Genomic DNA, 24,463 nt, shown 5'->3' with positions numbered 1-24,463 from the left:
GCAGCGCTTCACGAGAGGTATCGATGTTCCGTCCGCTTGTTCCCGGGATCGTGCTTGCCGGCCTGCTGTCCGGCGCGGCGTCGGCCCTCGCCAATGATTCCACCGCCGAGCTCGGAACCGGAGGGCTGATCCTCGCCCGGACCGATGCGATCGCCATGCAGAAGGAGGAGCTGTTCATCTCCGAGGAGATCGTGCGCGTCGACTACGTGTTCCGCAACGAGACGGACGCGGACGTCGACACGATCGTCGCCTTCCCGATGCCGGACATCGACGGCAATCCCTACACCATGCCGGCGATCCCCAACGATGCCGATGCGAATTTTCTCGGCTTCGAGGTTTCGGTCGACGGCAAGCCGGTCGAGGCCGAGCTGCAGCAGCGCGCCTTCGCCGCCGGCATCGACGTCACGCAGGAGCTCGTCGCGCAGGGCGTGCCGCTCTATCCCAATGGCGATGCGGCGAGCGGAGCGCTCGCCAAGATACCGGATGCGGTGGCGGCCGACTGGATAGACCGCGGCATCATCGTCGTCGAGGAATATGACGACGGCTCGGGCTGGAAGAAGGTGCGTTCACCCTTCTGGCGGCTGCAGTCGGTGTACTGGTGGCGCAGCCGGTTCACCGCCAATGCGGATGTGCGCGTGTCGCACCGCTACAAGCCGAGCGTCGGCAGCACCGTCGGGCTCAGCTTCCTCGCTGACGGCAAGCCGGGTGGCGAGGTCTATGAAGACTACAAGGCAAAATATTGCATCGATGCCGCCTTCGAGCGGGCGGTGGCGAAAGCGGCCGCGGCCGCGAAGGACGGCGAACCGGCACTCTACGAGAACCGGATCGAATACGTGCTGACCACCGGCGGCAACTGGGCCAACGGCACGATCGGCGACTTCAGGCTGACCGTCGACAAGGGCGATCCGACCGCGCTGATCAGCTTCTGCGGCAGCGGCGTTAAGAAGACCGGCCCCACCACCTTCGAGATGTCGGCCAAGGATTTTTATCCGCAGCGCGACATCGACATCCTGCTGCTGAAGCGCTGGCCGGGCGAGGGCGGAGAGCCCGCGGCCGCGCGGACGGGGAGCGGCGGCTGATGCAGGTCACCATCTATGCGGCGGTTGCCGAGAACGGGGTCATCGGGCGCGACGGCGGTCTGCCCTGGCGGCTGTCGACCGACATGAAGCGGTTCAAGGCCGGCACCATGGGCAAGCCGATCGTCATGGGCCGCAAGACCTGGGAGAGCTTTCCCAGGCGTCCGCTGCCGGGCCGCCTCAACATCGTGATCAGCCGTGATCCGGCCTATCGCGCCGAGGGAGCGGAGACGGTTACCTCGCTGGAGGACGCGTTGAAGCTGGCTGCGACCAAGGGCCGCTGCATGGTCGGCGCCGACGAGATCTGCATCGTCGGCGGCGGCGAGATCTACCGGCAGGCGATCGCGATCGCCGACCAACTCAAGCTCACGCATGTCGAGAGCGCATTCGAGGGCGACGCCAGCTTTCCGCGCATCGATCCGACGGTCTGGCAGGCGGTTTCCTCCGAATCCGTTCCCGCCGGCGACAAGGACAGCCATGCAACACGCTATGCTGTTTACGTGCGCCGTGCGAAGATGCAATGAGGAGGAGCACCGTCCGTCACCGCTTTTTGTAGGCGAGCAAGGCGTTTACCGCGTCCGCCTGCGTTGAAAGCGGGGCGCGGCGATCCTATACAAGGACCAACGTCTTCATACGCCTGCCGGGCTCCCCGCCCGGAGACCGACATGGAAGGAACTCGATGCCCTGGAAGAATCAGAGCGGCGGCGGCGGCCCGTGGGGCGGCGGCGGCAATGGCGGCGGCGGCGGCCCTTGGGGGCAGGGGCCGCGCGGCCCTAGCGGACCACAGGGCTCGCCTCCCGATCTGGAGGACATCATCCGCCGCGGCCAGGACCGGCTGAAGAACGCGCTGCCAGGCGGCGGCGCCGCCAATCCGGCCATGTTCGTCATCATCGGCGTGGTGCTGCTGGTGTTCTGGCTGTTCCAGTCGGTCTATACCGTGCAGCCGGACGAAATGGCCGTCGAGCTGCGCTTCGGCAGGCCGAAGGCCGAGCTGTCGGGGCCGGGCCTGCATTTCCATTGGTGGCCGATCGAGACGGTCGAGAAGGCCAACACCGCCGAGAAGCTGATCAATATCGGCGGCGGCACCGGCGGCACCCCGTCGGGCCTGATGCTGTCCGGCGACCAGAACATCGTCGACGTGCGGTTCTCGGTGGCCTACCAGGTCTCCGACCCGAAGGCCTATCTGTTCAACGTCGCCGAGCCCGACGAGATGATCCGCCAGGTCGCCGAGAGCGCCATGCGCGAGGCGGTCGGCCGCCGGCCGGCGCAGGACATCTTCCGCGACGACCGCCAGGGCATCGCCGAAGCGGTGCGCGGCATCATCCAGCAGACGGTCGACGAGTACCAGGCCGGGCTGAACGTCAACGCGATCTCCATCGAGGACGCCGCGCCGCCGCGCGAGGTGGCCGACGCGTTCGAGGAGGTGCAGCGCGCCGAGCAGGACGAAGACCGCTTCGTCGAGCAGGCGAACCAGTATTCCAACCAGAAGCTCGGCGCGGCGCGCGGCGACGCGGCGCAGATCCGCGAAGAGGCCGCCGCCTACAAGAACCGCATCGTGCAGGAAGCCGAAGGTGAGGCGCAGCGCTTCATCTCGGTCTACGACGAATATGCCAAGGCGCCGGACGTGACGCGCAAGCGCCTCTATCTCGAAACCATGGAGCAGGTGCTGCGGGATACGAACAAGGTGATCGTCGAACAGGGCAGCGGCCAGAGCGTCGTTCCCTATCTGCCGCTGCCTGAACTGCAGAGGCGCGCCGCCACCGGAGGAGCGAACTGATGTCGAACCGCTTTGCAGCAATCGGCGTCGTCGCCATCGTCATCCTGTTCCTGATCTACTCGTCGATCTTCGTGGTCAACGAGCGCGAGCAGGCGATCGTGCTGCGCTTCGGCGAGATCGTCGACGTCAAGACGGAGCCGGGCATCTATTTCAAGGCGCCGTTCGCCTTCATGGAGGCCGACAACGTCCAGATCATCGAGGACCGGGTCATGCGGTTCGACCTGGACGACATCCGCGTCCAGGTGTCGGGCGGCCGGTTCTACGAGGTCGACGCCTTCATCGCCTATCGCATCAGCGATCCGCGGGTGTTCCGCGCGGCGGTCTCGGGCAGCGTGCCGCTGGCCGAGCAGCGCCTGCGCACCCGCCTCGACGCGGCCCTGCGCCGCGTCTACGGCCTGCGCGGCTTCGAGGCGGCGCTCTCGGAGGAGCGCGCCTCGATGATGCGCGAGGTGCGCGACCAGCTTCGTCCCGACGCGACCTCGCTCGGGCTGGAGATCGAGGACGTGCGCATCCGCCGCACCGACCTGACGGCGGAGGTGTCGCAGCAGACCTACGACCGCATGAAGGCCGAGCGCCTGGCCGAGGCCGAGCGGCTGCGGGCACGCGGCAACGAGGCGGCGCAGCGCATCCGCGCCCGTGCCGACCGCGAGGTGGTCGAAACGGTCGCGGAAGCCCGCAGGGAATCGGAAATCCTGCGAGGCGAGGGCGAGGCGCAGCGAAGCGCCATCTTCGCCGACGCTTTCCAGCGCGACCCCGGCTTCTTCGAGTTCTACCGCTCGATGGGCGCCTATGCGACCAGCCTGAACGGCAACGGGACCAGCATGGTGCTGTCGCCGGACTCGGAGTTCTTCCGCTACTTCAACAACGCGCAGGGCGGCCCGGCCGCTCAGCCGCCTGCGGCCCAGCCCGGCTCGGCCACTCCGGCGCAGCCTGCGCCGAACGGGAACTCGACCACCGGCGCCGTCCAATAGGGACGGCGCATGGCCGATTTTCTCGCCGCCGTCGGCCTGGTCCTCGTCGTCGAGGGCCTGGTCTATGGCGGCTTTCCCGGATTGGCGAAGCGACTTGCCACCGAAGTCCTGTCGATGCCGGAAAACAGCCTGCGCGTCGGCGGGCTGGTGGCGATCGCCGCCGGTGTCGGCATCGTCTGGCTGGTGCGCGGGTAACGCAACTTTGTCATTTTCCCGATAGGCACGGCCGCAAACACGCCCTATTTCTTGACCACGGTCCGAAGCAGCATCGCAGGGCCGTCAGGCCTTTTCGGCCGGGCAGGCCCCGCAATTCTCCGGAGACCATGTTCATGAGCGCAGCGTCCGTCGGTTCGGCCACACGCAGGCGACTGTCCTTGACGACAGCCATGCTGTTGGCCGGAGCGTTGACCGTCCCGTCCCTCACGCCGCCCGCCTTCGCGCAGGAGCAGCCGGCGGCGGCACAAGCGCCGACGGTCCAGCCTCCGGCAGCGCCGTCGCTCGCCCCGACGCACGGGCCGGCATCCGTCGCCGATCTGGCCGAAGGGCTGCTCGGCGCAGTCGTCAACATCTCCACCTCGCAGAACGTGAAGGGCACCGAGGCGCCCAACGCCGTGCCGATGCCGCAGCTTCCGGAAGGCTCGCCGTTCCAGGACTTCTTCGACGACTTCTTCAAGAACCGCGAAGGCGAGGGTGGACCCGGCGGCGGCCAGAAGGTGCAATCGCTCGGCTCCGGCTTCGTCGTCGATGCCGAGCAGGGTATCCTGGTCACCAACAACCACGTGATTGCCGACGCCGACGAGATCGAGGTCAACTTCCCCGACGGCTCGAAGCTGAAAGCCGAGTTGGTCGGTACCGACACCAAGACCGACATCGCCGTGCTCAAGGTCGATCCGACGCTGAAGAAGCTGACCGCGGTGAAGTTCGGCGATTCCAACAAGATCCGTATCGGCGACTGGGTGATGGCGATCGGCAACCCGTTCGGCCTGGGCGGCACTGTGACCGTCGGCATCGTCTCGGCGCGCAACCGCGACATCAACGCGGGCCCCTATGACGACTTCATCCAGACCGACGCGGCGATCAATCGCGGCAATTCCGGCGGACCGCTGTTCAACATGGACGGCGAGGTCGTCGGCATCAACACGGCGATCATCTCGCCGTCGGGCGGCTCCATCGGCATCGGCTTCTCGATCCCCTCCGAGCTGGCGGTCGGCGTGGTCGACCAGCTCAGGCAGTTCGGCGAGACCCGGCGCGGCTGGCTCGGCGTGCGCATCCAGCCGGTGACCGACGAGATCGCCGAGAGCCTCGGCATGAAGACCGCCACCGGCGCGCTGGTCGCCGGCATCATCAAGGGCGGGCCGGTCGACAACGGCACGGTCCAGCCCGGCGACGTCATCATCAAGTTCGACGGCAAGGACGTGAAGGAGATGCGCGACCTGCCGCGCGTCGTCGCCGAGAGCCCGGTGGGCAAGGCGGTGGACGTCATCATCGTGCGCAAGGGCGTCGAGCAGACCGTCAAGGTGACGCTCGGCCGGCTGGAGGACGGCGAGAAGCAGGCTTCCGCGCAACCCGAGGATCAGGACGATCCGGCGGCGGTCGCCACGCAGAGCGTGCTCGGCATGACCGTCGGCGAGCTGACGGACGAGACGCGCAAGAAGTTCGAGGTGGCCGCCGACGTGTCGGGTGTGCTCGTGACCGAGGTGGCGCAGGGTTCGATCGCCGCCGAGCGCGGCATCCTCGCCGGCGAGGTGATCACCGAGATCGCCCAGGAATCCGTGTCGACGCCCAAGGACGTGGTCGACCGGATCGCCACGCTGAAGGACCAGGGCCGCAAGAACGCGCTGCTGATGCTGTCGTCGAAGAGCGGCGAGCTGCGCTTCGTCACGCTGCGCATGGATTGAGGTTTTCGCGCCCAGCAGCGTCTTAGCACATCCCATGGGATGTGCTATGTTGGCGTATGAAGCGTATCGTCCTGGACACAAACGTCGTGACGGCAGGATTGCGTAGTCGTAGCGGAGCTTCGTTCGCCGTATTGAAGTTGATTGCGGGTCGGCGGCTATGCCCCTTGGTAACAACAGCCCTCTTCCTTGAATACGAAGCGATGTTGAGGCGTCCGGATCAGTGCGCGGTCCATGGTTTGTCTTCTTTGGAACTGGATCGTTTCCTGGCGGGCTTGGCTCTGCTATCGGAACCCGTCGATGTCCATTTTCTCTGGCGTCCTCAGCTAAACGATCCCAAGGACGAAATGGTGCTGGAAGCCGCGATCAACGGCAGAGCTGATGCCTTGGTGACGCATAATCGTCGGGACTTTGGCGTTGCGGCGGATCGTTTTGACCTCAAGGTCCTTGGCCCGGCCGAACTCTTGAAAGGACTACGGATATGAGCAAAGCGACCTACCCCTTGAAGCTCCCGCTGTCGATCAAGGAAGCCGCCGCTCGCCTCGCCAAGGCAGACGGCGTATCGTTGAACCAGTGGATAGCTTCGGCAGTCGCTCAAAAGGTAGGAGCGGTCGAGACGGCCGCCGATTTCCTGCGGCGGAAGGCGGGAGCGGCTTCTGTCGAGGATTTTTCGGACGTGCTGAAGAGAGTGTCTGCCGGTCCAGTGGAACCCGGGGATGAACTTCCAGCTAACTGGCGGTGACTACCGGCGTCGCTGACGCCAGTCTTCTGCCGCCAGCCTGTATAACTCGTGGCGCTTAAGCTGCGGATGCGTGTTGGGCACGAGCGGGTGGTCGAAGTCGCCATCGCGCCGCATGCCGAGCCGCTTCATCACCGCTGTGGAACGGTGGTTGTTGCAGACGGCGAAGGAGATGACCTCGTCGAGGCCGAGCTCCTCGAAGGCGAAGTCGAGCAGGGCGGCCGCCCCTTCCGTCACGAAACCCTTGCCCCAGAATTCCGGTGCCAGCCGCCAGCCGATCTCATGTGCGCCGGGCGCGGCGATGCCCGGGATTTCGGCCTTGTGCAGGCCAATGAAGCCGATGCATTCGCCGGTGTCGATGCGTTCGGCCGCCGTCCAGCCGTAGCCGTCGGCCTCGATCCCGGCGTGCATCCTGTCCATCATCGCGTCGCTGGCAGCGCGGTCGCGGCGGAACGGGAAGAACTCCATCACCCGATCGTCGGAATTGATGCGGTGGAAGAGGTCGCGGTCGCTCTCCAGCCAGTTGCGCAGGATCAGGCGTTGCGTGCGCAGCGGCGTCATCGGCTGAAATCCGCCTGCGCATAACCCTGCATGTAGAGCAGCGCGGTGAGGTCGCCGTGGTCGATGCGGATGCGCGCCTTCTCGGCCACCGACGGTTTCGCATGCAGCGCCACACCGGCGCCGGCGAGCGCCAGCATGTCGAGATCGTTGGCGCCGTCGCCGACGGCGACGACGTCGGCGGCCGAAATGCCGAGACGCGCGGCGATCTCGAGGAGCGCGTCCGCCTTCGCCTCGCGGCCGAGGATGGGGTCGGCGACTTCGCCGGTCAGCTTGCCGTCCGCCTCGATCAGCCGGTTGGCGCGGTTCTCGTCGAAGCCGAGCTTGTCGGCGATGCGCGACGTGAAAGCGGTAAAGCCGCCGGAGATCAACGCCGTCCAGGCGCCGTCGCGGCGCATGGTGGCGACGAGCTCGCGGCCGCCGGATGCCAGCGTCAGCCGGCCGGCGATGATGCGGTCGATGACGCCGATCTCCAGGCCCCTGAGCAAGGCGACGCGCTCGCGCAATGCCGGCTCGAAGGCGATCTCGCCATTCATCGAGCGCGCGGTGATGGCGGCCACATGCGCCTTCAGCCCGACCTCGTCGGCCAGCTCGTCGATGCATTCCTGGTCGATCATGGTGGAGTCCATATCGGCGAGCAGCAGGCGCTTGCGCCTTCCCTCGGCCGGCTGGACGACGAGGTCGACGCGGCTTTCGGCCAGCGCCGCGCGCAGATCGAGCACGGCCGAGCCGCCGTCGAAACCGTCGGGCAGCGCCAGATCGCAGGCGATCTCCTCGGCCAGCCAGCTTCTGCCTGTTGCCTGGAGGGCGCGCGATGCCATATCCACCAGCGGACCCGTCACGGCAGGTCGGGCCGGGTGCGAGATCAAGGTGGCGACAAGCGACATGCAGGGACCCGGTCAGGAGGAAGTCGGCGGACGGCTCAAGGGCGCGATCCTGATAGCCGGCCCGACCGCCAGCGGCAAGTCGGCGCTGGCGCTCGACATCGCAGACCGGCTCGGCGGCGCCATCGTCAATGCCGATTCCATGCAGGTCTATGCGGTCCTCGACCTTCTGACGGCGCGGCCGTCGACAGCCGACCTGGGAAGCGTGCCGCATCATCTCTACGGCCATGTCCATCCGTCGACATCTTATTCGACCGGAGCCTGGCTGCGCGACGTGCGGCGGCTCGCCGACGGCGGTGCGCTGGCGGGGCGGGTGCCCGTCTTCGTCGGCGGCACCGGTCTCTATTTCCGCGCGCTTCTGCACGGGCTGTCGGAAATGCCGGACATCCCGGCGGCCGTCCGCCAGCACTGGCGCGGCAGGCTGGCCGACGAGGGAGCACAGCCCCTGCACGCCCTGCTGACGCGACGGGATCCGGAGACGGCGACGCAGCTGCGGCCGGGCGACGGGCAACGGATCGTCCGGGCATTGGAGGTGCTGGACGCATCGGGGCGTTCCATTCGCGACTGGCAGGGCGCGGCGAGCCGCCCGCTGGTGGATATCGGCACGGCCCGGCTGTTCGTGCTGGAGCCCGACCGGGCGGAACTGGTGCGGCGCATCGAGGTCCGCTTCGATCGCATGCTGGATTGCGGCGCGCGCGAGGAGGTGCGTGCGCTGACGGCTCTCGGCCTCGATCCGGGGCTGCCTGCGATGAAGGCGATCGGCGTGCGCGAGCTCGCCGCGGCCGCCGCCGGCGAGCTTTCCGAGGACGAGGCCATCCTGCGCGCCAAGATCGCCACCCGGCAATATGCGAAGCGCCAGGCGACATGGTTCCGAAATCAGTTCGGGCCGGAATGGCAGCGCGTCGCCGATCCGCGGAAAGTCGTGGAAATGCTCGGGCAGGGTGCCGAAGTGTCGCAATAAGAAGTTGTGGTAGCGATGCTACATGCGCCTGCCATTAACGCTCCGTAAGCCCGAAACTGCGATAAGCTGGTCGGTGCCTGTGCGGAGAGATGATGCGCTTCCACAAGTCAGAATCTGCCTTCTTCGTCTTCATCGTCGTGATCCTCGCGGCGGGGGCGCTGATCCTGTATGCTTACGGTCTTCTTCGCTCCGACGTGGCGGATCTTTACCAGCCGGGACGCATGCAGGACTTCGCCCTGCTCAACCGGCTGCTCTTCGCCACCGGCGTGCTGATCGCCACGGCGCTGTTCTTCGGCATCTTCTTCATCTACCCGCTGATCCGCACCCAGGTGAAGGAGGAGGGCAAGCTGCGCGCCATGACCAAGACGCTCAGCGCCCGCTCCGAGACGCTCGAGCAGGCGGCGCTGACCGACGCGCTCACCGGCATGCAGAACCGGCGCTATTTCGACGAGGCGCTGACCGAATATCTCGAGGAGTTCAGCAAGATCGACAAGCCGGTCGGGCTGATGGTCTTCGACCTCGATCACTTCAAGCAGGTCAACGACACGCATGGCCACGACGTCGGCGACGAGGTGCTGCGCGCCGTCGCCGGCTGCCTGAAGGACATGACGCGCTATCACGACGTGGTGGCGCGGCTCGGCGGCGAGGAGTTCGCCGTGGTGGCACCAAACATGGACGTGGAAAGCCTGAGCCGTCTGGCGGAGCGCATCCGCAGCGGCATCGCCAACATGCCGATCCTGTCGGGCAATGTGCGGCTGCGGATCACCGCGAGCGTCGGGCTTGCCGTGTGGGACCGCAAGGAGAGCGCCGAAGAATTCTTCCGGCGCGCCGACCAGCAGCTCTACCAGGCCAAGAAACAGGGCCGCAACCGCGTCAGCGCGTGAGGCGGGCCAGTTCGTGCGTCGAGTCGGCCGGCGGCTGCAAGCAATTGTCTTGACAAGCGAATAGCCGCCGCAGCGGCGGAGGCCGCCTACCTGCTGCGCAGGCCGAAAGCGGCGTTCCTGACGTCCAGCCTGGGCTCTTCCCGTTCGACCGCCACCGGGCGCTGGCCGGCGGACGGCGGATGGCGATATCCGGGATCGCCGGGCTGAACTCCGGCGGGCGCCGGCTCGACCGCGGCCGAGGCGGCGGCGAGCGGACGGTGCAGGTTGCGCAGCCGATCGACGATGCGACCGAGGTCGATCTCGCCGTCGGCCGGCGTGGCCTCCACGGTGTGATCCTTGCGGGCGCCGGGAATGCGGTCGGCCGGCAGGCGCTCGAACTTGAAGCGCATGGTGGTGGCCGCGCCCTCGCCGAAGGCGATCGCCTCGCGCTGGCCCATGGAAGACAGGAAGGAGAGGGTGGAGGTCGAGGAATCGGCCATGGCCGACTTGATGATCGCCTGGTCCTGCTCGTTGGCGAGCCGCATGGCGAAGATGGTCGAGCATTGCGACAGGATGGTCGGGTCGAGCTCGCCCGGGCGCTGGGTGACCACACCCAGGTAGCAGCCGTATTTGCGGCCCTCCTTGGCGATGCGCGACAGGGCGTGGCGGGTCGGCGTGAAGCCGAGGCGCGGGTCGGCGGGCATGTAGCGATGCGCCTCCTCGCACATCAGCAGCATGCGCAGCCGCCCCTCGCTCCAGACCGCGAGATCGAAGGCGAGCCGCGCCAGCACCGAGCAGACCGCATTGACGATCTCGGACGGCAGCCCTGCCATCTCGAAGCAGGTGACCGGGCGTCCCCCGCTCGGCACGCGGAATATCCTGCCGATGGTCTCGTGGATCGAGTCCTCGATCAGCCGCGAGGCGAACATGAAGCGGTAGCGCGGGTCGGCGAGCGCCGATTCGATGCGGGCGCGGATCGCCTTGAGGACCGGCCGGTCGTGCTTGCTCTCCAGCAGGCCCGTCCGCTCGTCGATCAGCCGGATCAGGTCGGCCATGCGGTAGGGGACCGGCATGTCGGCGGTCATCGCATCCTGGCCGCGGCGCAGGACGCCGCCGGAATTGGCGTTGCGGTAGGCGCTCTTGGCAACCGGGATCAGGTCGCGCAGCACCTCGATTTCCTCCGCCACCAGCTCGCGGCCGCGGAACAGAACCTCGGCGAGCTCCTCCAGCCTGAACAGCCAGAACGGCAGCTCGAGGCTGTTGGTGTCGATCCGGTAGGAGACCTCGGAGAGCGCATCGGCGAATTCGTTGTGCGGATCGAGGATGAGGACCCGCAGGTCGGGCTTGGCCTCCAGCGTCTTGCGCAGAAGCAGCGAGACCGCCGTCGACTTGCCGACGCCGGTGGTGCCGACGACGGCGAAATGCCGGCTGAGCGTGTCGTCGATGGCGATGCGCGCCTCGATCGCCTCGTCCTGCGACAGCGCGCCGATGGTGATCGCCCGCCGGCCGGCGAGATCGTAGACGGCCTGCAGGTCGCGCTGACGGATGCGGTGGGCGATTGCGCCGATATGCGGATATTGGGTGACGCCGCGATCGAAGACCGGCTTGGCCGGCGGCTCGCCGTCACGCACCTCGCCGACCAGTTCGACGCTCACCTCGATGGGGTTCTTGTCGCCGGTATTCCAGGCGCGATCCTGCTTGCCGATGGCATAGACGAGACCGACGGTGCGGATCGGGCCGAGATTGATCGAGATCATCTTGCCGACGGTCCACATGCCCGTCACGGCGCCGTCCTCGGTGTCGGCAAAGGCGGCGATGGTCGCGCGGGCGCCGTCGCATTGGACCACATGGCCGAGGATGCGCTTGTCGTTCTGGGATGCGTCGCGCCGTTCCTGCACCGTGCCTTCCCCGGCGGACCGATTATCCTCGACATACATGCTTCGTGCCGTCCCCGCACACCCGTGTTCTGAAAACCCTAGAGATGGCCGGTTAAGGTGGCGTGTGAGGGGTTGGTCGAGAAAGTCTTAACGCGATCGTTCAAGTTGCAGCTATCGCCGCGGCGCTCCGTTCGCGCCGGCTGGTGCATGCCGCAGGCCGGGTGCGGCTCCGCCGTCCAGAGCGGAATACGATCGGGATGGACCGCATTCCGCTCGATCTCCTTGTTCTGCCGCATGATCTTTCTCCGAAAAGTCTGCAACTTTTCGGGATCAGGCGGAGCGGGGCTGGGGCGGGCCTAAGCCACCGAGAAATCGGCGTTGGTGAGCGCCAGCCCGGCCGTGATGGTGGCGAAATGGATGCCGGCCGCGGCCCCGCTGCCGTCCGCGTCGTAGAAGACGTGCCCGGTGTCGGTCTCGTAAACGATCCGGTCGGTGTCGTCGTCGGCCAGTCCGGTCGTATTCGCCCGGAAGGCGGAGGCGGCGAGCGTGCCGGGATTCAGGGCGGTGAAGATCGCGTCCGACAGCAGGAACCGGTCGTCCGGCACGCTGAAGTCGAGGATGGCGTCGACGTTGCCGCCGCCGAGCTTCGTGGCGAAGACGAAGGTGTCGGCGCCGCCGAGGCCGCGCAGCTGGTCGGCGCCGCCCTTGCCCTCCAGCCGGTTGGCGCCGGCATTGCCGGTGATCGTCTGGCCTATCTCGTTGCCGGCGAGATTGATCGCCGCGGTGCCGCCCGCCGAAGTGGTGGTGATCTGCTCGACATGGACGCCGGCGCTGAGCGTGTATGAGACTCCCGCCGCCACCTTGTCGCGGGCGCCGCCGGCAGCGGTCTCCACAATCGTGTCGGTGGCGGTGTAGACCAGATAGGTGTCGTTGCCGCCGAGGCCCGACAATGTGTCCAGCCCGCCGCCGCCCTTCAGCGTGTTGGCGCCGTTGTTGCCGACGATCGTCTGGTCGAAGGCGTTGCCGGTGAGTTTGATCGCTCCCGTGCCGCCGTTCGAGGTGGTGCGCAGCGTCTCGATCTCGGCACCGGCGGCGAGCGCATAGCTTATCCGGGTGGCGACCATGTCGGCGACGTCGCCGACGGCCTCGATGACGATATCCCCGATATGGTCGACGAAATAGGTGTCGTTGCCGGCCAGACCCTGCATCGTGTCGGCGGCGCCCCCGCCGTCGAGGATGTTGGCGCCGTTGTTGCCGAAGATGGTCTGGGCGAACTCGTTGCCCGTCAGGGCGATCGCCGTCGTGCCCGGCTGCGACAGGGTTTTGAGGAACTCGATCTCGGCGGCGGCCGCGAGCACCCAGGAGACGGAGGCCAGCACGGTGTCGATACCCTCGCCGACCGCTTCGATCACCATGTCGGCGATGTTGTCGACGATGTAGGTGTCGTTGCCCAGGTGGCCGATGAGCGTGTCGGCGTTCGCTCCGCCATCCAGGCGGTTGGCCGCGGCGTTCCCCCTGATATTGTCCGCCCCCGAACCGCCGACGACATTCTCGATCAGCGACGCCGGGTTGTTCTTGTGCATGAAGGCGTTGAACACGTTGCCGCGCGCATAGCCGCCGTTCGGACCGCCGCCGAGATAGGCGCGCTGCTCGTTGGAAAACGTCGAATAGCCGCCCGGGGTCAGGCTGACAGCCAGATTGCTGGTGTAGCCGGACAGGTCGTAGGTGTCGTTGCCGCCGCCGTCCCAGATGGTCTGGAAGATCCGGTTTCCGCCCGGGTCGATGGCGAGCTTTCCATCGACGTAGGTTTCGCCGGTCCTCGCATTCCAGGAATAGACGGTGTCGCCGCTGTTGGTGCTGTAGTCGGCGCCATACATGTGCTGCAGGGCGGCGATGTCGTCCATCATGAAGGTCTGCGGCGCGCCCCACGTCTCGTAGTTATAGCCGCTGGTGTCGTCGCCGATGAAGGTGCGGTAGGTCATCACGCTGTATTCGAGCGAGTCCCGGTTGGCCGGCTGCGCGCCGAAGCCGCCGGTTTCGTGACCGTGCTTCAGTCCCAGGGCGTGGCCTGTCTCGTGGATGATGGTGTGCCAGTCGTAATTGCCGGCTGTCGGCAAGTCGCCCGAGCGCCCGTAGAAGCTGTCGCCGCCATAATTCTGCGCGGTCGGATAGTAGGCATAAGCGGTGCTGGGATTGCTCGTATTGGCATAACGTAGCGTCGCGTTGCCGGTGCCTGCTCCCGCATAGCTCACGTTGAGGCCGGTAAAACCTTCGACGGAGAAGCCGGCCGCGCCGCTCGGCTGCGTCCGGATCGTGGTATCGAGGGCGAAGTGCACCGCCACCATCTGCCGTGCGGTGAACTGGGAAAAGTTGCTGAACGCCTCGGGATGGTCGGCGCCATAGTCGGAGGCCGCGTTCGGATCGCTGTAGCTGATGGAGCCGTCGGACCATCTGTTCGGCGTGAGCAGGCCGTCGATGCGCTGGACACCGGAGGCCCTGTTGGCAGTGACTGGGTCGCTGGTGCCGTTTTCGACCGGGCTGGCCTCGAGGAGGGCGGAACTCACGCCGACGCTCCCGACCGGGACCGGCAGGGGATGCACCCTGATCCGGCGGCAGGCTCTATGCGGGCGGCATCCTCCGGGCTCGACCCGCCGCCGCGCGCCGGTCTTGCCGCGAGAACTCGAATGGACATCTCAGCCTTCCCCAGCGAGCCGTTCAAACGATCAAACCCCAACCAATTTCGGAACGACACCGGCGGCGTTGCCCAGGCAGAGCATTGCCTGCCGATGGGTGCAACCAAGTGCACGTCTCGCGTCGCCGTCCAGACGGCGGACCAAAAGCCCAGTAGATGAGGGATCGGCTTGGATCAAGAGCTATGTGCGTGACAGTTCACGCCGCTGCCATGGCGCTGCCGGTAGTTCTCCCGCGGGGAGGCATGGAAACCGTATGGCTCGACTGCGCCACGGCCGAAACAAGCATGAGGATCTCGTGCGAAACCGGCTGCCGCCCCGCGTCCGTGGTGGGGCGGCAGCCGGCGCAGGGCAGGTCTAAGCCACCGAGAAGTCGGCGTTGGTGAGCGCCAGTCCGGCCGTGATCGTGGCGAAATGGATGCCGGCCGTGGCCCCGGTGCCGTCGGCGTCGTAGAAGACCTTTCCGGTGTCGGTCTCGTAGATGATGCGGTCGGTGGCGTCGCCGGCCAGGCCGGTGGTGTTCGCCCGGAAGGCGGAGGCGGCGAGCGTGCCGGGATTCAGCGCGGTGAAGATCGCGTCCGACAGCAGGAAGCGGTCGTCGGGCACGCTGAAGTCGAGGATGGCGTCGATGTTGCCGCCGCCAAGCTTGGTGGCAAAGACGAAGGTGTCGGCGCCGCCGAGGCCGCGCAACTGATCGGCCCCGCCCTTGCCTTCCAGCCGGTTGGCGCCGGCATTGCCGGTCATCATCTGGACGAGCTCGTTGCCGCCGAGATTGATGGCCGACGTTCCGCCCGCCGAGGTGGTGCTCATCTGCTCGACATGGACGCCGGCGGCGAGCGTATAGGAGACGGCAGCGGCCACCTTGTCGACGGTGCCGCCGGTGGCGGTCTCCAGAACCTTGTCGGTCGCCGTGTAGATCAGATAGGTGTCGTTGCCGCCCAGCCCCTGCAGCGTATCCTTGCCGCCGCCGCCCTTCAGGACATTAGTCCCGTTGTTGCCGATTATGGTCTGGTCGAAGGCGTTGCCGGTCAGGTTGATCGCACCTGTGCCGCCATTCGAGGTGGTGCGCAGCGTCTCGACCGCGGCGCCGGCGGTGAGAACATAGGTGACGCTGCTGGCGACGGTGTCGGTGCCTTCGCCGGCCGCCTCCAGGATCGTGTCGCCGGCATTGTCGACGAAATAGGAGTCGTCGCCGTGCAGGCCTTTCATCGAGTCCGCCCCGGCTCCCCCGACGATCTTGTTGTTCAGATCGTTGGTGACCAGCGTGTCGTTGTGCGACGAACCGGTGAGGTTCTCGATCGAGAACAGTTCGTCCCCGGCCGCGTGTCCGCCCGAATAGGTCTCGGTCCACAGGTTCACGCTGACGGCGGCGTTCGAGCCGGCATAGCTCGCCGTGTCGCTGCCGGCATCGCCATGCAGGTGATCGCCGCCGGCTCCGCCGACCAGCGTGTCGTTGCCGGTCTCGCCGAGCAGGTGATCGTCGCCGCCGAGGCCGTTGATCGTGTCGTCGCCGCCGGCGCCGAACAGGTCGTCGATGCCGGCGGCGCCGTTGATGGTCTCCTTGACGTTGCCGGCGAACTTGAAGAACGACGCCTGCAGGTCGGAGACCTCGATGTCTGCCAGCGTCAGCACGTCGGCCACGCCGTTGTTGCGGATGGTGATCGCCGCGCCCTCAGCCGTATCGGACAGGACATGCAGCAGCGCGTCGAAGGTGCCGACGTTGAAGTCGACGAGATCGATGGCGTCGGCGCCGGTGTCGCCCTTGTCGGCGCGCAACTGGTCGCGGATCTCGCCGCCGGCGAACTTCGAGGAATGGATGTTGACGTAGAGGCCCTCGGCGAACAGGTCGTCGACCGCGGTGATCGGAATGTCCCAGGTCCTGGAGATGTCGAAGGTCTGCGCCGACGGTGGCGTGAGGTTGAAGACGATGCCGCCATTCTTGCCCGCGACTTCCTGATGGATATGGCCGCTGATCGCATTGGTGCTCAGGTTCTGCACGCTGACGTCGATGTCGAGCCTGTCCTGGTTGAAATTCAGCACCGCCGTGCTGGTGCCGGTGGCGGTGCTGGCATTCGCCGGGACTTCGTTGGCGCCGGTCAGGACGGCGCTGAAATAGCGGGAGCGGAAATCGAGGATGGTATTGGCGCCCGATCCGGAAGAGAAATCGAAGGTCTGGTCGCCGGAGCCAAGGGTGATGTCGGCCATGCTGTCCTCCCAGAATTGCTTTTTTTGACCTATCTGAAATCGATCGGCCGATAAGCCGTATCAAGACGTATCAACGACGGAACAGGTGCCGTTCTTCCCAGATACGATAGACGCGCATGGAAGTTTCATTCGCCTGCAGTCGATATGTTACTCCTCTGCCCCGAACTCGTCTCGCAACCGAGGGATGTCCTTCCGCACGCCTTCCAGTGGGGGATGGTTGTTCTGCACTTGCCGTCCACAGGCGGCTTTCTTTCTCTTCCATGCCAATTGCTTGCATGGAACTTTGATCATGTTTTGTTCTTTGGCGACCAACAATGACCTCGGCCGGAGCCTTCGGCCGAGGTTGAGCCTTGTAGGGATTACGCGATCGCAAAGTCCGCGTTGGTGAGGCTGAGGCCGATGTCGAGTTTTGCGAACAGCACGCTTGAGCCGGCGCCGTTGCCGTCGGCGTCGTAATAGAGCTCGCCCGTGTCGGTCTCGTAGATGATGCGGTCGCTGGCGTCCGCCGCCAGGCCGGTCGTGCTTGCCCGGAAGGCGGCCGCCGCAAGCGTGCCGGGGGTGAGCGCCTTGAAGATCGCGTCCGACAGCAGGAAGCGGTCGTCGGCGACGTTGAAGTCGGTGACGGTGTCGACATTGCCGGCGCCGAGCGCGGTGGCGAAGACGAAGGTGTCCTTGCCGCCCAGGCCCGTCAGCGTGTCGGCGCCGCTCTTGCCCTCCAGCCGGTTGTCGCCGGCGTTGCCGGTGATGGTCTGGGCGAACTCGTTGCCGGTCAAGTCGATGCCCGATTTGCCGGCGCTGCCGTTGGTCTGCATGATCTCGACATGGACGCCGGCGCCGAGCTTGTAGTCGACGGCGGCGATCACCTTGTCGGTGCCCTGGCCCGCGCCTTCGACGATGACGTCTCCCGCGTTGAAGATGCGGTAGGTGTCGTTGCCGCCCAGCCCCTTCAGCGTGTCGGCCGCGCCGGCGCCGCCGTCATGCAGGATATTGTCGCCGGCATTGCCGGTGATGGTCTGCGCCAGCTTGTTGCCGGTGAGGTCGATCGCCACCTTGCCAGCGTTGGAGGTCGTGCGCAGGGTCTCGATTTCCGCAGTAGCGGAAAGCGTGTAGCTGACGCTGGCAGCGACCATGTCAAGCCCGCCGCCGGCTGTCTCCGCCACGATATCTCCGGCCTCGCCGACATAGATCACATCGTCGCCCGCGCCACCCACCAACGTGTCGTTGCCGGCCCCGCCATTGAGAATGTCATTGCCGGCGCCGGCGGACAGCGAATCGTCACCTTCCCCGCCGGACAGCGTGTCGTTGCCCTGCATGCCGACGAGCGTGTCCTTGCCGCCGCCGCCGTTGATCACGTCACGGAGTTCGTCGCCGAAAAGCGTGTTGCCGTCGTCGTCGCCGGTGGTGGTGCGGACGATCTCCGTAACATCGCCGGTGATGCGCCCGCCGTGGGCATCGCTGCTGTTGTCCTGCCAGACAGTGACGAATTGTCCGTTGAGCAGCCCGGCAACGGACGATTTAATGTCCGTGTCGGCCGAGTTGCTTACCGTGAACTCGTCTGTCACGGCGACGCCAACCGGCGTATAGACACGTGCCCTGATGTCGGAATCGATATTGCCGAGCATCGTAGTCCAGCTGACGACAATGAAGCCGTTGTCGAGCACCGTGATATCCGGGTCAGTCTCGTGCTGGCCGGAGGGATTGTTGATCCGCACGAAACCGCTCACCGTGTTGCCGGCGGCATCGAAGATCTGCATGGTGATCGCCGAATTGCCGGAATCCGCGCCGCCCCAGCCGCTGTCGGTGTAGACCACCGCCCAGTTGCCGTCGTCGAGACCGATGACCTTTGATTGCGTGTTGTCGCCAGCGCTCGCGATGATCTTGTCATTCATCACCGTATTGCCGTCGGCGTCGTAGATGCGCGCGCGGATGGTCTGATTGTCGGGATACGTGTCGGTATAGGTGATGACGTAGCCGCCGCTGGCGAGCGCTGCGACTGCGCTGTCGTTCTGCTCGCCCGATACGGCGGCATTTACCTGATCCAACGGCCCCTTGTGCGCGCGCACGACGTTGCCGCTTACCGTGGCAGTGAAGACGAAATCGCCGTTTTCGAGCTGGATCGCCTGCTGATCGGAGTAGCCTGTGCCGCCGCGAAGTTCGAATTGCGTCGACGTCGCCACACCATCGGAACTGAAGGAGCGGCCGACAATTCCTTCCTCCCCGACCTGAGCTTCGGTCCAAACAACGGTGATCGTGCCGTTGTCCTGCTCGATGATGCTTGGCTGGCCAACTGCTTTGGTGTCGCCCTCATAGGCGGTTTGATAGCTGCTGACCCGTTCAAGGTCGGCGCCGTAGAAATCGACAGTAATCTGTCCGTCGGCTGTATTGCCGTTATTATAGGCAACCGCGAAGCCTCCATTCGACAGGCCCACCACCTCCGGTCGGAGCTGGTTGCCGGTTTCAAAGGTATTCACCTGGAAGTCGAATTTTTTCTGGTTGACCGAATAGTCAATGGTCACAGTCATTGGATCATTCCTTCTGAACAAGCTTTCGCAAACCCGCCCGCTTGAGCGGGGGATGGATTTTCCTGATGGATGTGCGAAGGTTGCAGCCGGCCTGCCGCACAGCCTCACGGGTAAGGCGGCGCCGGGAGTTCCTTCGTGATTTTCGACGCCAGATAGACGACGCTCAACGCCCCGTCTTGGACCCACGGGCACTCGGGCTTGACCGCAGGGGAAGTCCGCATTTGCCAGGCGCAAACGAGATGGTGTTCAAACCGGCATGACGGGGCCGATGGCTGGACTTTCTTCGGATGCATAAACTGTTCATGACTTCCGATGCGCTGCCGCATGGGATTGACGAACGCGCAAAGATCGCCACTTGGCACGACGCCTATGGCGACCGCTTCGGCCCCGTAGCAATGTCATACCGCAAAGACGTGCCTTTTTCGGCGAACTATCTGCTGATCGGCTTCGGCGACGTCGGATGCGGGACTTTCGGTGGTACGTTGGACCGCGTCTCGCGCAGCGCGCGAAATGTCGCAGCCGATCCGCGCGATGATTTTCTATTGGGGTTTCCGTGCAGCGGAGCGGACGCGGTCGTTGTCCAGCGCGGGCGGGAAGTCTATTGCGGCCGCGGCCAGGTGGTCGTCACCTCGAATGCCGAGCCGATGGAGATGCGCGTCGGTCCGGGCACAGTCATCTCCTGGCGCGGTCTCAGCGTGCCGCGGGAGAAGCTGCGCGACGTTTTCGCGGATGCCGACGATATCGTGTCGAGGCCGCTCGACTGCGGTGCTCCGGCGATACGCTATCTGATGCGCTATTTGGCATTTCTGGCGGCGCCGGACATCACCAATATCGATCCCGCCCTTGGCGTCCACGTCGAGCAGACATTGCTCGATCTGGTCGGCCTTGCGCTCGGCGCAACTGGGGATGAGGCGCATCTTGCGCGCACGCGCGGGCTGGCAGCCGCCCGGCTGCAGGACATTGGGCGGTTCATCCGGCAGGAATTCGCTGATCCGAACTTCACGGCGACGTATGTTGCCGGTAGGCTCGGAGTGACACCCCGTTATGTCAATTCGCTGATGCACGACTCCGGCCGCAGTTTTGCCGAGCGTGTCATGGAGTTGCGATTGCAGAAGGCCCGCACGATGTTGGGCGATCCCCGCCATAATCGCCTCAAGGTCATCGACATCGCGTTGTCCTGCGGCTTCAACGATGTGTCTTATTTTAACCGCTGCTTCCGCCGCCGTTTTGGCGCCACTCCCACCAGTGTTCGCGGCGCAATGCATGGGGCGTCCTTCCAAACCGCGCAGGCGGAGGCGTGATGCTCACGACAGCGCACCGGTTGCGGCAACCGTGACACGCTGGAAATCAGCCTAGGCGATCCATCCGCAGCGGAACGCCAGGCGATCAGGATTCGCCGGATCAGGTTAAGCAGATCGTCTATGACGCCACGAGACTGCACGACTCGATCACCAATCTGCGACTGGTAGCCGTCACCACGCATTCCCGAGCGCTGAGCGACCTTTCCGAAGCGCTTGTTGCAGCCGTCACCAAGATCACCGGTAACACCCGCCCGCCTTGGGCACTAGGCGGCAGCGGGCAGGGAAGCTACTTCAAGGCCCCGGAGAGTGACGGACCGCTCAGAGATTGAGCGCGCACACCAAAAGCACAGGTCACGCGACAGAGAAGTCGGCGTTGGTGAGGGTGAGGCCGATGTCGAGTTTTGCGAACAGCACGCTTGAGCCGGCGCCGTTGCCGTCGGCGTCGTAATAGAGTTCGCCGGTGTCGGTCTCGTAGATGATGCGGTCGCTGGCGTCCGCCGCCAGGCCGGTCGTGTTTGCCCGGAAGGCCGCGGCCGCAAGCGTGCCGGGGGTGAGCGCCTTGAAGATCGCATCCGACAGCAGGAAGCGGTCGTCGGCGACGTTGAAGTCGGCGACGATATCGACGTTGCCGGCGCCGAGCGCGGTGGCGAAGACGAAGGTATCCTTGCCGCCCAGGCCCGTCAGCGTGTCGGCGCCGCCCTTGCCCTCCAGCCGATTGTCGCCGGCGTTGCCGGTGATGGTCTGGGCGAACTCGTTGCCGGTCAAGTCGATGCCCGATTTGCCGGCGCTGCCGTTGGTCTGCATGATCTCGACATGGACGCCGGCGCCGAGCTTGTAGTCGACGGCGGCGATCACCTTGTCGGTGCCCTGGCCCGCGCCTTCGACGATGACGTCTCCCGCGTTGAAGATGCGGTAGGTGTCGTTGCCGCCCAGCCCCTTCAGCGTGTCGGCCGCGCCGGCGCCGCCGTCATGCAGGATATTGTCGCCGGCATTGCCGGTGATGGTCTGCGCCAGCTTGTTGCCGGTGAGGTCGATCGCCGTGGTGCCGGCATTGGACCTGGTGCGCAGCAACTCGATGTCGGCGTCCGCGCCGAGCGCGTAGCTGACGCTGACTGCGACCGTGTCGGACCCGCCGCCGGTTGCCTCGACGACGATGTCGCCGGCGTCGTCGACATAATAGGTGTCGTCGCCGAGCAGACCTAGGAGCTTGTCGGCTCCGCCCTTGCCGTCGAGGACATTGTCGCCGTAGTTGCCGGTGATGGTCTGCGCCACCGCATTGCCGGTGAGCTTCAGGTCGTCTTCTCCTTTGGATAGGTAGGCAGCCAGAATTTCGATGTCGGCGTCGTCGGCCAATGCGTAGTTTTCAAACACCTTGACGCTGTCGGTGCCGCCGCCCGCGGTCTCGATGATGGTGTCGAAATCGCCCTCCAGGATGTAGAAGTCATTGCCGATGCCGCCGGTCAGCGTGTTGATGCCTGATCCGCCCCAGAGTGAGTCGTCGCCCCATCCGCCGAAGAGGGTGTCGTCGTCGGCGCCGCCAAGTAGGACGTCGTTGCCGTTGCCGCCGGCAATTATGTCGTTGCCCGAGCCGCCTTCGATGGAGTCGTCGCCGCCGAAGCCGTCGAGCTTGTCGTTGTTGCCGTGACCAAAGATGACGTCACGGACGGCATCGCCGAAAATTTCATCGGCAGAGTCGTCGCCGTTGGTCGTGCGAACGATCTCGGTGACCTGTGCGCTGATCTGGCCGCCGCTGCCGTCGGTGGTGTTGTCCTGCCAGGCCGTAACGAAGCTGCCGGACAGCAGGGCGGAAACCGACGAGCGGATGTCCAGGTCGCCGGAGGCGGTGACGGCGAATGCGTCGGTGACGGCTGCCCCGGCCGGCGTATAGACGCGGGCCCAGATGTCGTGATCGCCGGCGCTCAGCTGCTTCGTCCAGGAGACGACGATGAAGCCGTTCTCAAGGACGGTGATATCCGGATCGCCTTCGATCTGTGCGGAAGGCGTGTTGACCCGGATGTGGACATTGGGCGTCACATTGGTGCCGTTGCCGTTGAAGAGCTGCAGGGTGATTGCGCTGTTGCCGGTATCGGCTCCAGGCCAACCGGTGTCCTTGTAGGCCACTGCGAACCCGCCGTTCGCCAGCCCGACGACAGATGATTGTGTGTTGTCGCCGATGTCGGCCAGCACGAAGTCGTTGACCTTGGTGGTGCCGTCGGCATTGTAGATGCGGGCGCGGATGGTTTGCTCGGTCGGGCCGGTGTCCGTATAGGTCACGACGTAGCCGCCGGTGCTGAGCACGGCGACCGTGCCGTCGATCTGGTCGCCGGGAAGGCCGGCATTCACCTGGAAGCCGCCGCCCGCCTCGCCGTTGTTGTCGAACACGCGCTGATAGACATTGCCGTCGACGGTGTGCGTCGTGACGAACCCTCCGTCCGGTCGCGCGGCAAACTGGAAGTCTTCTCCGCCGGTGCCCGTGGTCAGCACGATCTCGTCGCCGAACGGCTGGCCGTGCGGCGAGAAGATATGACCCTTCAGCCCGGCGCCGCTCTCCTTCCAGGCGACCAGGACGCCGCCGCTGGCCAGCTCGATCACCTGCGGCGCGCCCATCGCCGAGATCGGCCCGTCATTGGGAGTCTGATACGTTCCGATGCGGTTGTGATTGGCGTCGTAGAAATCCACCTGGACGGTGCCGGCGCCGACGGCGCCGCTGCGATAGGCGACGACGAAGCCGCCGTTGGAAAGGCCCGTCACCTGCGGCAGCAACTGGTCGCCGGTGGTGAAGCTGTTGGCGGCGAACTGGCTGGTGGTGACGTTGGTCTGGTAGGTGCTGGTGATGGCCATCTTTGGTCCCTCAATGACAAAGATCGTCCCGCGCCTTGAGGCGCGGAGCGGTTCGTGGTTGCACTTGGAAAAGCGTGCCCGCTCGATCCCGGGGGCACGTTCGTCTGCCGCTCCTGGCGGCCGGAAATGAAAGCGACTATCGTCGGCCTTCCGACGTCTTCGTCGATCGCCGCGTTACGACGCGCGGCCCCGATATTCCCCTCGTCTGTTGCGGTCGGGCGTTGCGACCGCTTGCCGGCTGATTTTCCGGCGCCGCCCCGCGTCGATTCAGGGCCTGCCGGTCGGCGTGTTCCGCGGCGCCTCTATCGTTTCGTTTTGTTTCGATCTGATTTCGGATGAGCGCGCTCTTTGTTTCAGGTCCGTTACAAGGAAGAGTTGCAGCGGTACGGTTCGGCGAGCAGGGCTTCCATGATGGACATTCGTCTGATATATTGGACGAATGTCTTCTTCTTCTGACGATCCTTCCGCCGATCTGTCGCATCGCATCCGCCTCGAACGCAGCGGCCGCGGCTGGTCGCTCGCCGATCTCGCCCAGCGCTCGGGCGTCTCGAAAGCGATGCTGAGCGCCATCGAACGCGGCGAGACCAGCCCGACCGCCGCCCTGCTGGTGCGCATCGCCGCGGCCTTCGACCTGACGCTGTCGGCGCTGATCGCTAGGGCCGAGAAGGCGCAGGGCAGGCTTTTGCGCTCCGCCGAGCAGCCGCAATGGCGCGACCCCGCCACCGGCTATGTGCGCCGGCACGTTTCGCCGTCCTCGGACAGCCCGCTGGAACTGATCCGGGTGGAGATGCCGGCGGGGCAGTCGGTGAGCTTTCCCGCCGCTTCCTACACTTTCGTCCGTCATCTGATCTGGCTGATCGACGGGCGGCTCGACTTCCACGAGGGTTCGCTCGTGCATGAGATGCATGCCGGCGACTGCCTGGAGCTCGGTCCGCCGACGGACTGCACCTTCCATGCTCCGGGGCCTGCGCCAGCCGTCTATCTGGTGGTCGTGCTGAGGCGCTGACGATGCGTAAACGCAGGCGCATCGGCGACAATCTGGGGCCGCCGCTCGACGATTATGAGGGTGCGCCCTGGAAGGGCGGCGATCCCCATCGCTTCCTGCAGTGGAAGCGCGCGCATGACGCCGCCTGGAAACCGAAGTCGCGCGACATCGCGCTGTTCAGGCTGGCCAAGGCCGAAGCGCTGGGGCTCACCTATGAGGAATACACCCTCGAACTGCTGGAGCGCGGCAGGCATCTGCAAGCGGAGGACGCTGCGCGTATCGGCGAGATCAAGCGGTCACGAAAACGGAGACGGTGAA

21 protein-coding genes are annotated in these 24,463 nt (G+C 65.7%); 13 read left to right on the top strand and 8 right to left on the bottom strand.

The features are described 5' to 3' along the window. The first annotated feature begins 23 nt into the window (after positions 1 to 23). From AC5JDC_RS08500 to AC5JDC_RS08465, 8 genes are all read left to right on the top strand, one after another. A complete protein-coding gene (locus tag AC5JDC_RS08500) occupies positions 24 to 1,079 on the top strand; it encodes a DUF4424 domain-containing protein (protein ID WP_495840836.1) in 1,056 nt (351 codons plus the stop codon). Further along, positions 1,079 to 1,600, top strand: coding sequence for a dihydrofolate reductase (locus tag AC5JDC_RS08495; protein ID WP_106775165.1), 522 nt, complete (start codon positions 1,079 to 1,081; stop codon positions 1,598 to 1,600). The genes AC5JDC_RS08500 and AC5JDC_RS08495 overlap by 1 nt, the downstream gene beginning before the upstream one ends. A gap of 155 nt (positions 1,601 to 1,755) precedes the next feature. After that, positions 1,756 to 2,853 carry an FtsH protease activity modulator HflK gene (hflK, locus tag AC5JDC_RS08490; RefSeq protein ID WP_106775166.1) on the top strand — a complete coding sequence of 366 codons (1,098 nt, stop codon included), beginning with the start codon at positions 1,756 to 1,758 and terminating at the stop codon, positions 2,851 to 2,853. After that, positions 2,853 to 3,824 carry a protease modulator HflC gene (gene hflC / locus AC5JDC_RS08485; RefSeq protein WP_495840833.1) on the top strand — a complete coding sequence of 324 codons (972 nt, stop codon included), beginning with the start codon at positions 2,853 to 2,855 and terminating at the stop codon, positions 3,822 to 3,824. The genes hflK and hflC overlap by 1 nt, the downstream gene beginning before the upstream one ends. A 9-nt stretch (positions 3,825 to 3,833) precedes the next feature. Next, positions 3,834 to 4,019, top strand: a complete 186-nt coding sequence (locus tag AC5JDC_RS08480; protein ID WP_106775168.1) for a DUF2065 domain-containing protein — start codon at positions 3,834 to 3,836, stop codon at positions 4,017 to 4,019. 134 nt (positions 4,020 to 4,153) lie between these two features. Then, the gene (locus AC5JDC_RS08475; protein WP_495840830.1) at positions 4,154 to 5,722 is read left to right on the top strand and encodes a DegQ family serine endoprotease; all 1,569 of its coding nucleotides are present in this window, start codon (positions 4,154 to 4,156) and stop codon (positions 5,720 to 5,722) included. A gap of 56 nt (positions 5,723 to 5,778) precedes the next feature. Then, positions 5,779 to 6,204, top strand: a complete 426-nt coding sequence (locus tag AC5JDC_RS08470; protein ID WP_495840828.1) for a putative toxin-antitoxin system toxin component, PIN family — start codon at positions 5,779 to 5,781, stop codon at positions 6,202 to 6,204. Beyond that, a complete protein-coding gene (locus AC5JDC_RS08465) occupies positions 6,201 to 6,461 on the top strand; it encodes a pilus assembly protein HicB (RefSeq protein ID WP_495840826.1) in 261 nt (86 codons plus the stop codon). Before AC5JDC_RS08470 ends, AC5JDC_RS08465 begins: the two co-directional genes overlap by 4 nt. Here the strand turns inward: AC5JDC_RS08465 and AC5JDC_RS08460 are convergent, their stop codons facing one another. Further along, complete coding sequence (locus tag AC5JDC_RS08460; RefSeq protein WP_495840824.1) at positions 6,462 to 7,019, bottom strand: GNAT family N-acetyltransferase; 558 nt, start codon at positions 7,017 to 7,019, stop codon at positions 6,462 to 6,464. Continuing rightward, complete coding sequence (gene serB, locus AC5JDC_RS08455) at positions 7,016 to 7,903, bottom strand: phosphoserine phosphatase SerB (RefSeq protein ID WP_495840822.1); 888 nt, start codon at positions 7,901 to 7,903, stop codon at positions 7,016 to 7,018. Before serB ends, AC5JDC_RS08460 begins: the two co-directional genes overlap by 4 nt. Here serB and miaA point away from each other — a divergent pair. Both miaA and AC5JDC_RS08445 read left to right on the top strand, forming a co-directional pair. Further along, positions 7,902 to 8,861 carry a tRNA (adenosine(37)-N6)-dimethylallyltransferase MiaA gene (gene miaA / locus AC5JDC_RS08450; protein WP_495840820.1) on the top strand — a complete coding sequence of 320 codons (960 nt, stop codon included), beginning with the start codon at positions 7,902 to 7,904 and terminating at the stop codon, positions 8,859 to 8,861. The genes serB and miaA overlap by 2 nt on opposite strands. Positions 8,862 to 8,953: 92 nt before the next feature. After that, positions 8,954 to 9,745: a GGDEF domain-containing protein gene (locus AC5JDC_RS08445; protein WP_106775187.1), complete on the top strand. Its 792-nt coding sequence runs from the start codon at positions 8,954 to 8,956 to the stop codon at positions 9,743 to 9,745. Between the two features lie 86 nt (positions 9,746 to 9,831). Here the strand turns inward: AC5JDC_RS08445 and AC5JDC_RS08440 are convergent, their stop codons facing one another. The 5 genes from AC5JDC_RS08440 to AC5JDC_RS08420 all read right to left on the bottom strand — a co-directional run bounded on the left by AC5JDC_RS08440 (position 9,832) and on the right by AC5JDC_RS08420 (position 19,018). Then, the gene (locus tag AC5JDC_RS08440; RefSeq protein WP_495840818.1) at positions 9,832 to 11,661 is read right to left on the bottom strand and encodes an ATP-binding protein; all 1,830 of its coding nucleotides are present in this window, start codon (positions 11,659 to 11,661) and stop codon (positions 9,832 to 9,834) included. 38 nt (positions 11,662 to 11,699) lie between these two features. Beyond that, positions 11,700 to 11,897, bottom strand: a complete 198-nt coding sequence (locus tag AC5JDC_RS08435; protein ID WP_495840816.1) for a hypothetical protein — start codon at positions 11,895 to 11,897, stop codon at positions 11,700 to 11,702. 60 nt (positions 11,898 to 11,957) lie between these two features. Further along, positions 11,958 to 14,165 carry a M10 family metallopeptidase gene (locus AC5JDC_RS08430; protein WP_495840814.1) on the bottom strand — a complete coding sequence of 736 codons (2,208 nt, stop codon included), beginning with the start codon at positions 14,163 to 14,165 and terminating at the stop codon, positions 11,958 to 11,960. Positions 14,166 to 14,648: 483 nt separating this feature from the next. Next, positions 14,649 to 16,496 carry a CHRD domain-containing protein gene (locus tag AC5JDC_RS08425; RefSeq protein ID WP_495840812.1) on the bottom strand — a complete coding sequence of 616 codons (1,848 nt, stop codon included), beginning with the start codon at positions 16,494 to 16,496 and terminating at the stop codon, positions 14,649 to 14,651. Positions 16,497 to 16,855: 359 nt separating this feature from the next. Then, complete coding sequence (locus AC5JDC_RS08420) at positions 16,856 to 19,018, bottom strand: calcium-binding protein (RefSeq protein ID WP_495840810.1); 2,163 nt, start codon at positions 19,016 to 19,018, stop codon at positions 16,856 to 16,858. Positions 19,019 to 19,305: 287 nt separating this feature from the next. Here AC5JDC_RS08420 and AC5JDC_RS08415 point away from each other — a divergent pair, with 287 nt between their 5' ends. Beyond that, entirely contained in the window at positions 19,306 to 20,319 is a 1,014-nt protein-coding gene (locus AC5JDC_RS08415; RefSeq protein WP_495840808.1) for an AraC family transcriptional regulator, read from the top strand. A gap of 351 nt (positions 20,320 to 20,670) precedes the next feature. Here AC5JDC_RS08415 and AC5JDC_RS08410 read toward each other — a convergent pair whose 3' ends face one another. Continuing rightward, positions 20,671 to 23,160 carry a calcium-binding protein gene (locus tag AC5JDC_RS08410; protein WP_495840806.1) on the bottom strand — a complete coding sequence of 830 codons (2,490 nt, stop codon included), beginning with the start codon at positions 23,158 to 23,160 and terminating at the stop codon, positions 20,671 to 20,673. Between the two features lie 439 nt (positions 23,161 to 23,599). On the opposite strand from AC5JDC_RS08410, the gene AC5JDC_RS08405 reads away from it, so the two are divergent. Together AC5JDC_RS08405 and AC5JDC_RS08400 are read left to right on the top strand one after the other, a co-directional pair. Beyond that, on the top strand, positions 23,600 to 24,166 hold the full coding sequence (locus AC5JDC_RS08405; protein WP_495840804.1) for a helix-turn-helix domain-containing protein: 567 nt from the start codon (positions 23,600 to 23,602) through the stop codon (positions 24,164 to 24,166). 2 nt (positions 24,167 to 24,168) lie between these two features. Beyond that, positions 24,169 to 24,462, top strand: a complete 294-nt coding sequence (locus AC5JDC_RS08400; RefSeq protein WP_495840802.1) for a hypothetical protein — start codon at positions 24,169 to 24,171, stop codon at positions 24,460 to 24,462. The last annotated feature ends 1 nt before the right edge of the window (position 24,463 follow it).

It is taken from the genome of Kumtagia sp. (genome assembly GCF_059502445.1).
Note: the sequence above shows the minus strand (reverse complement) of the source record. Positions and strands in the feature narration are given on the sequence as shown.

Excerpts from the sequence above, each read along its gene's own strand:
- hflK (WP_106775166.1), top strand. The coding sequence starts at position 1,756 with ATGCCCTGGAAGAATCAGAGCGGCGGCGGCGGCCCGTGGGGCGGCGGC.
- AC5JDC_RS08405 (WP_495840804.1), top strand. The coding sequence starts at position 23,600 with ATGTCTTCTTCTTCTGACGATCCTTCCGCCGATCTGTCGCATCGCATC.
- AC5JDC_RS08435 (WP_495840816.1), bottom strand. The coding sequence starts at position 11,897 with ATGCGGCAGAACAAGGAGATCGAGCGGAATGCGGTCCATCCCGATCGT.
- AC5JDC_RS08425 (WP_495840812.1), bottom strand. The coding sequence starts at position 16,496 with ATGGCCGACATCACCCTTGGCTCCGGCGACCAGACCTTCGATTTCTCT.
- AC5JDC_RS08400 (WP_495840802.1), top strand. The coding sequence starts at position 24,169 with ATGCGTAAACGCAGGCGCATCGGCGACAATCTGGGGCCGCCGCTCGAC.
- hflC (WP_495840833.1), top strand. The coding sequence starts at position 2,853 with ATGTCGAACCGCTTTGCAGCAATCGGCGTCGTCGCCATCGTCATCCTG.
- AC5JDC_RS08465 (WP_495840826.1), top strand. The coding sequence starts at position 6,201 with ATGAGCAAAGCGACCTACCCCTTGAAGCTCCCGCTGTCGATCAAGGAA.
- AC5JDC_RS08475 (WP_495840830.1), top strand. The coding sequence starts at position 4,154 with ATGAGCGCAGCGTCCGTCGGTTCGGCCACACGCAGGCGACTGTCCTTG.
- miaA (WP_495840820.1), top strand. The coding sequence starts at position 7,902 with ATGCAGGGACCCGGTCAGGAGGAAGTCGGCGGACGGCTCAAGGGCGCG.
- AC5JDC_RS08480 (WP_106775168.1), top strand. The coding sequence starts at position 3,834 with ATGGCCGATTTTCTCGCCGCCGTCGGCCTGGTCCTCGTCGTCGAGGGC.
- serB (WP_495840822.1), bottom strand. The coding sequence starts at position 7,903 with ATGTCGCTTGTCGCCACCTTGATCTCGCACCCGGCCCGACCTGCCGTG.
- AC5JDC_RS08420 (WP_495840810.1), bottom strand. The coding sequence starts at position 19,018 with ATGACTGTGACCATTGACTATTCGGTCAACCAGAAAAAATTCGACTTC.
- AC5JDC_RS08500 (WP_495840836.1), top strand. The coding sequence starts at position 24 with ATGTTCCGTCCGCTTGTTCCCGGGATCGTGCTTGCCGGCCTGCTGTCC.
- AC5JDC_RS08495 (WP_106775165.1), top strand. The coding sequence starts at position 1,079 with ATGCAGGTCACCATCTATGCGGCGGTTGCCGAGAACGGGGTCATCGGG.
- AC5JDC_RS08470 (WP_495840828.1), top strand. The coding sequence starts at position 5,779 with ATGAAGCGTATCGTCCTGGACACAAACGTCGTGACGGCAGGATTGCGT.
- AC5JDC_RS08440 (WP_495840818.1), bottom strand. The coding sequence starts at position 11,661 with ATGTATGTCGAGGATAATCGGTCCGCCGGGGAAGGCACGGTGCAGGAA.
- AC5JDC_RS08445 (WP_106775187.1), top strand. The coding sequence starts at position 8,954 with ATGCGCTTCCACAAGTCAGAATCTGCCTTCTTCGTCTTCATCGTCGTG.
- AC5JDC_RS08415 (WP_495840808.1), top strand. The coding sequence starts at position 19,306 with ATGCATAAACTGTTCATGACTTCCGATGCGCTGCCGCATGGGATTGAC.
- AC5JDC_RS08410 (WP_495840806.1), bottom strand. The coding sequence starts at position 23,160 with ATGGCCATCACCAGCACCTACCAGACCAACGTCACCACCAGCCAGTTC.
- AC5JDC_RS08460 (WP_495840824.1), bottom strand. The coding sequence starts at position 7,019 with ATGACGCCGCTGCGCACGCAACGCCTGATCCTGCGCAACTGGCTGGAG.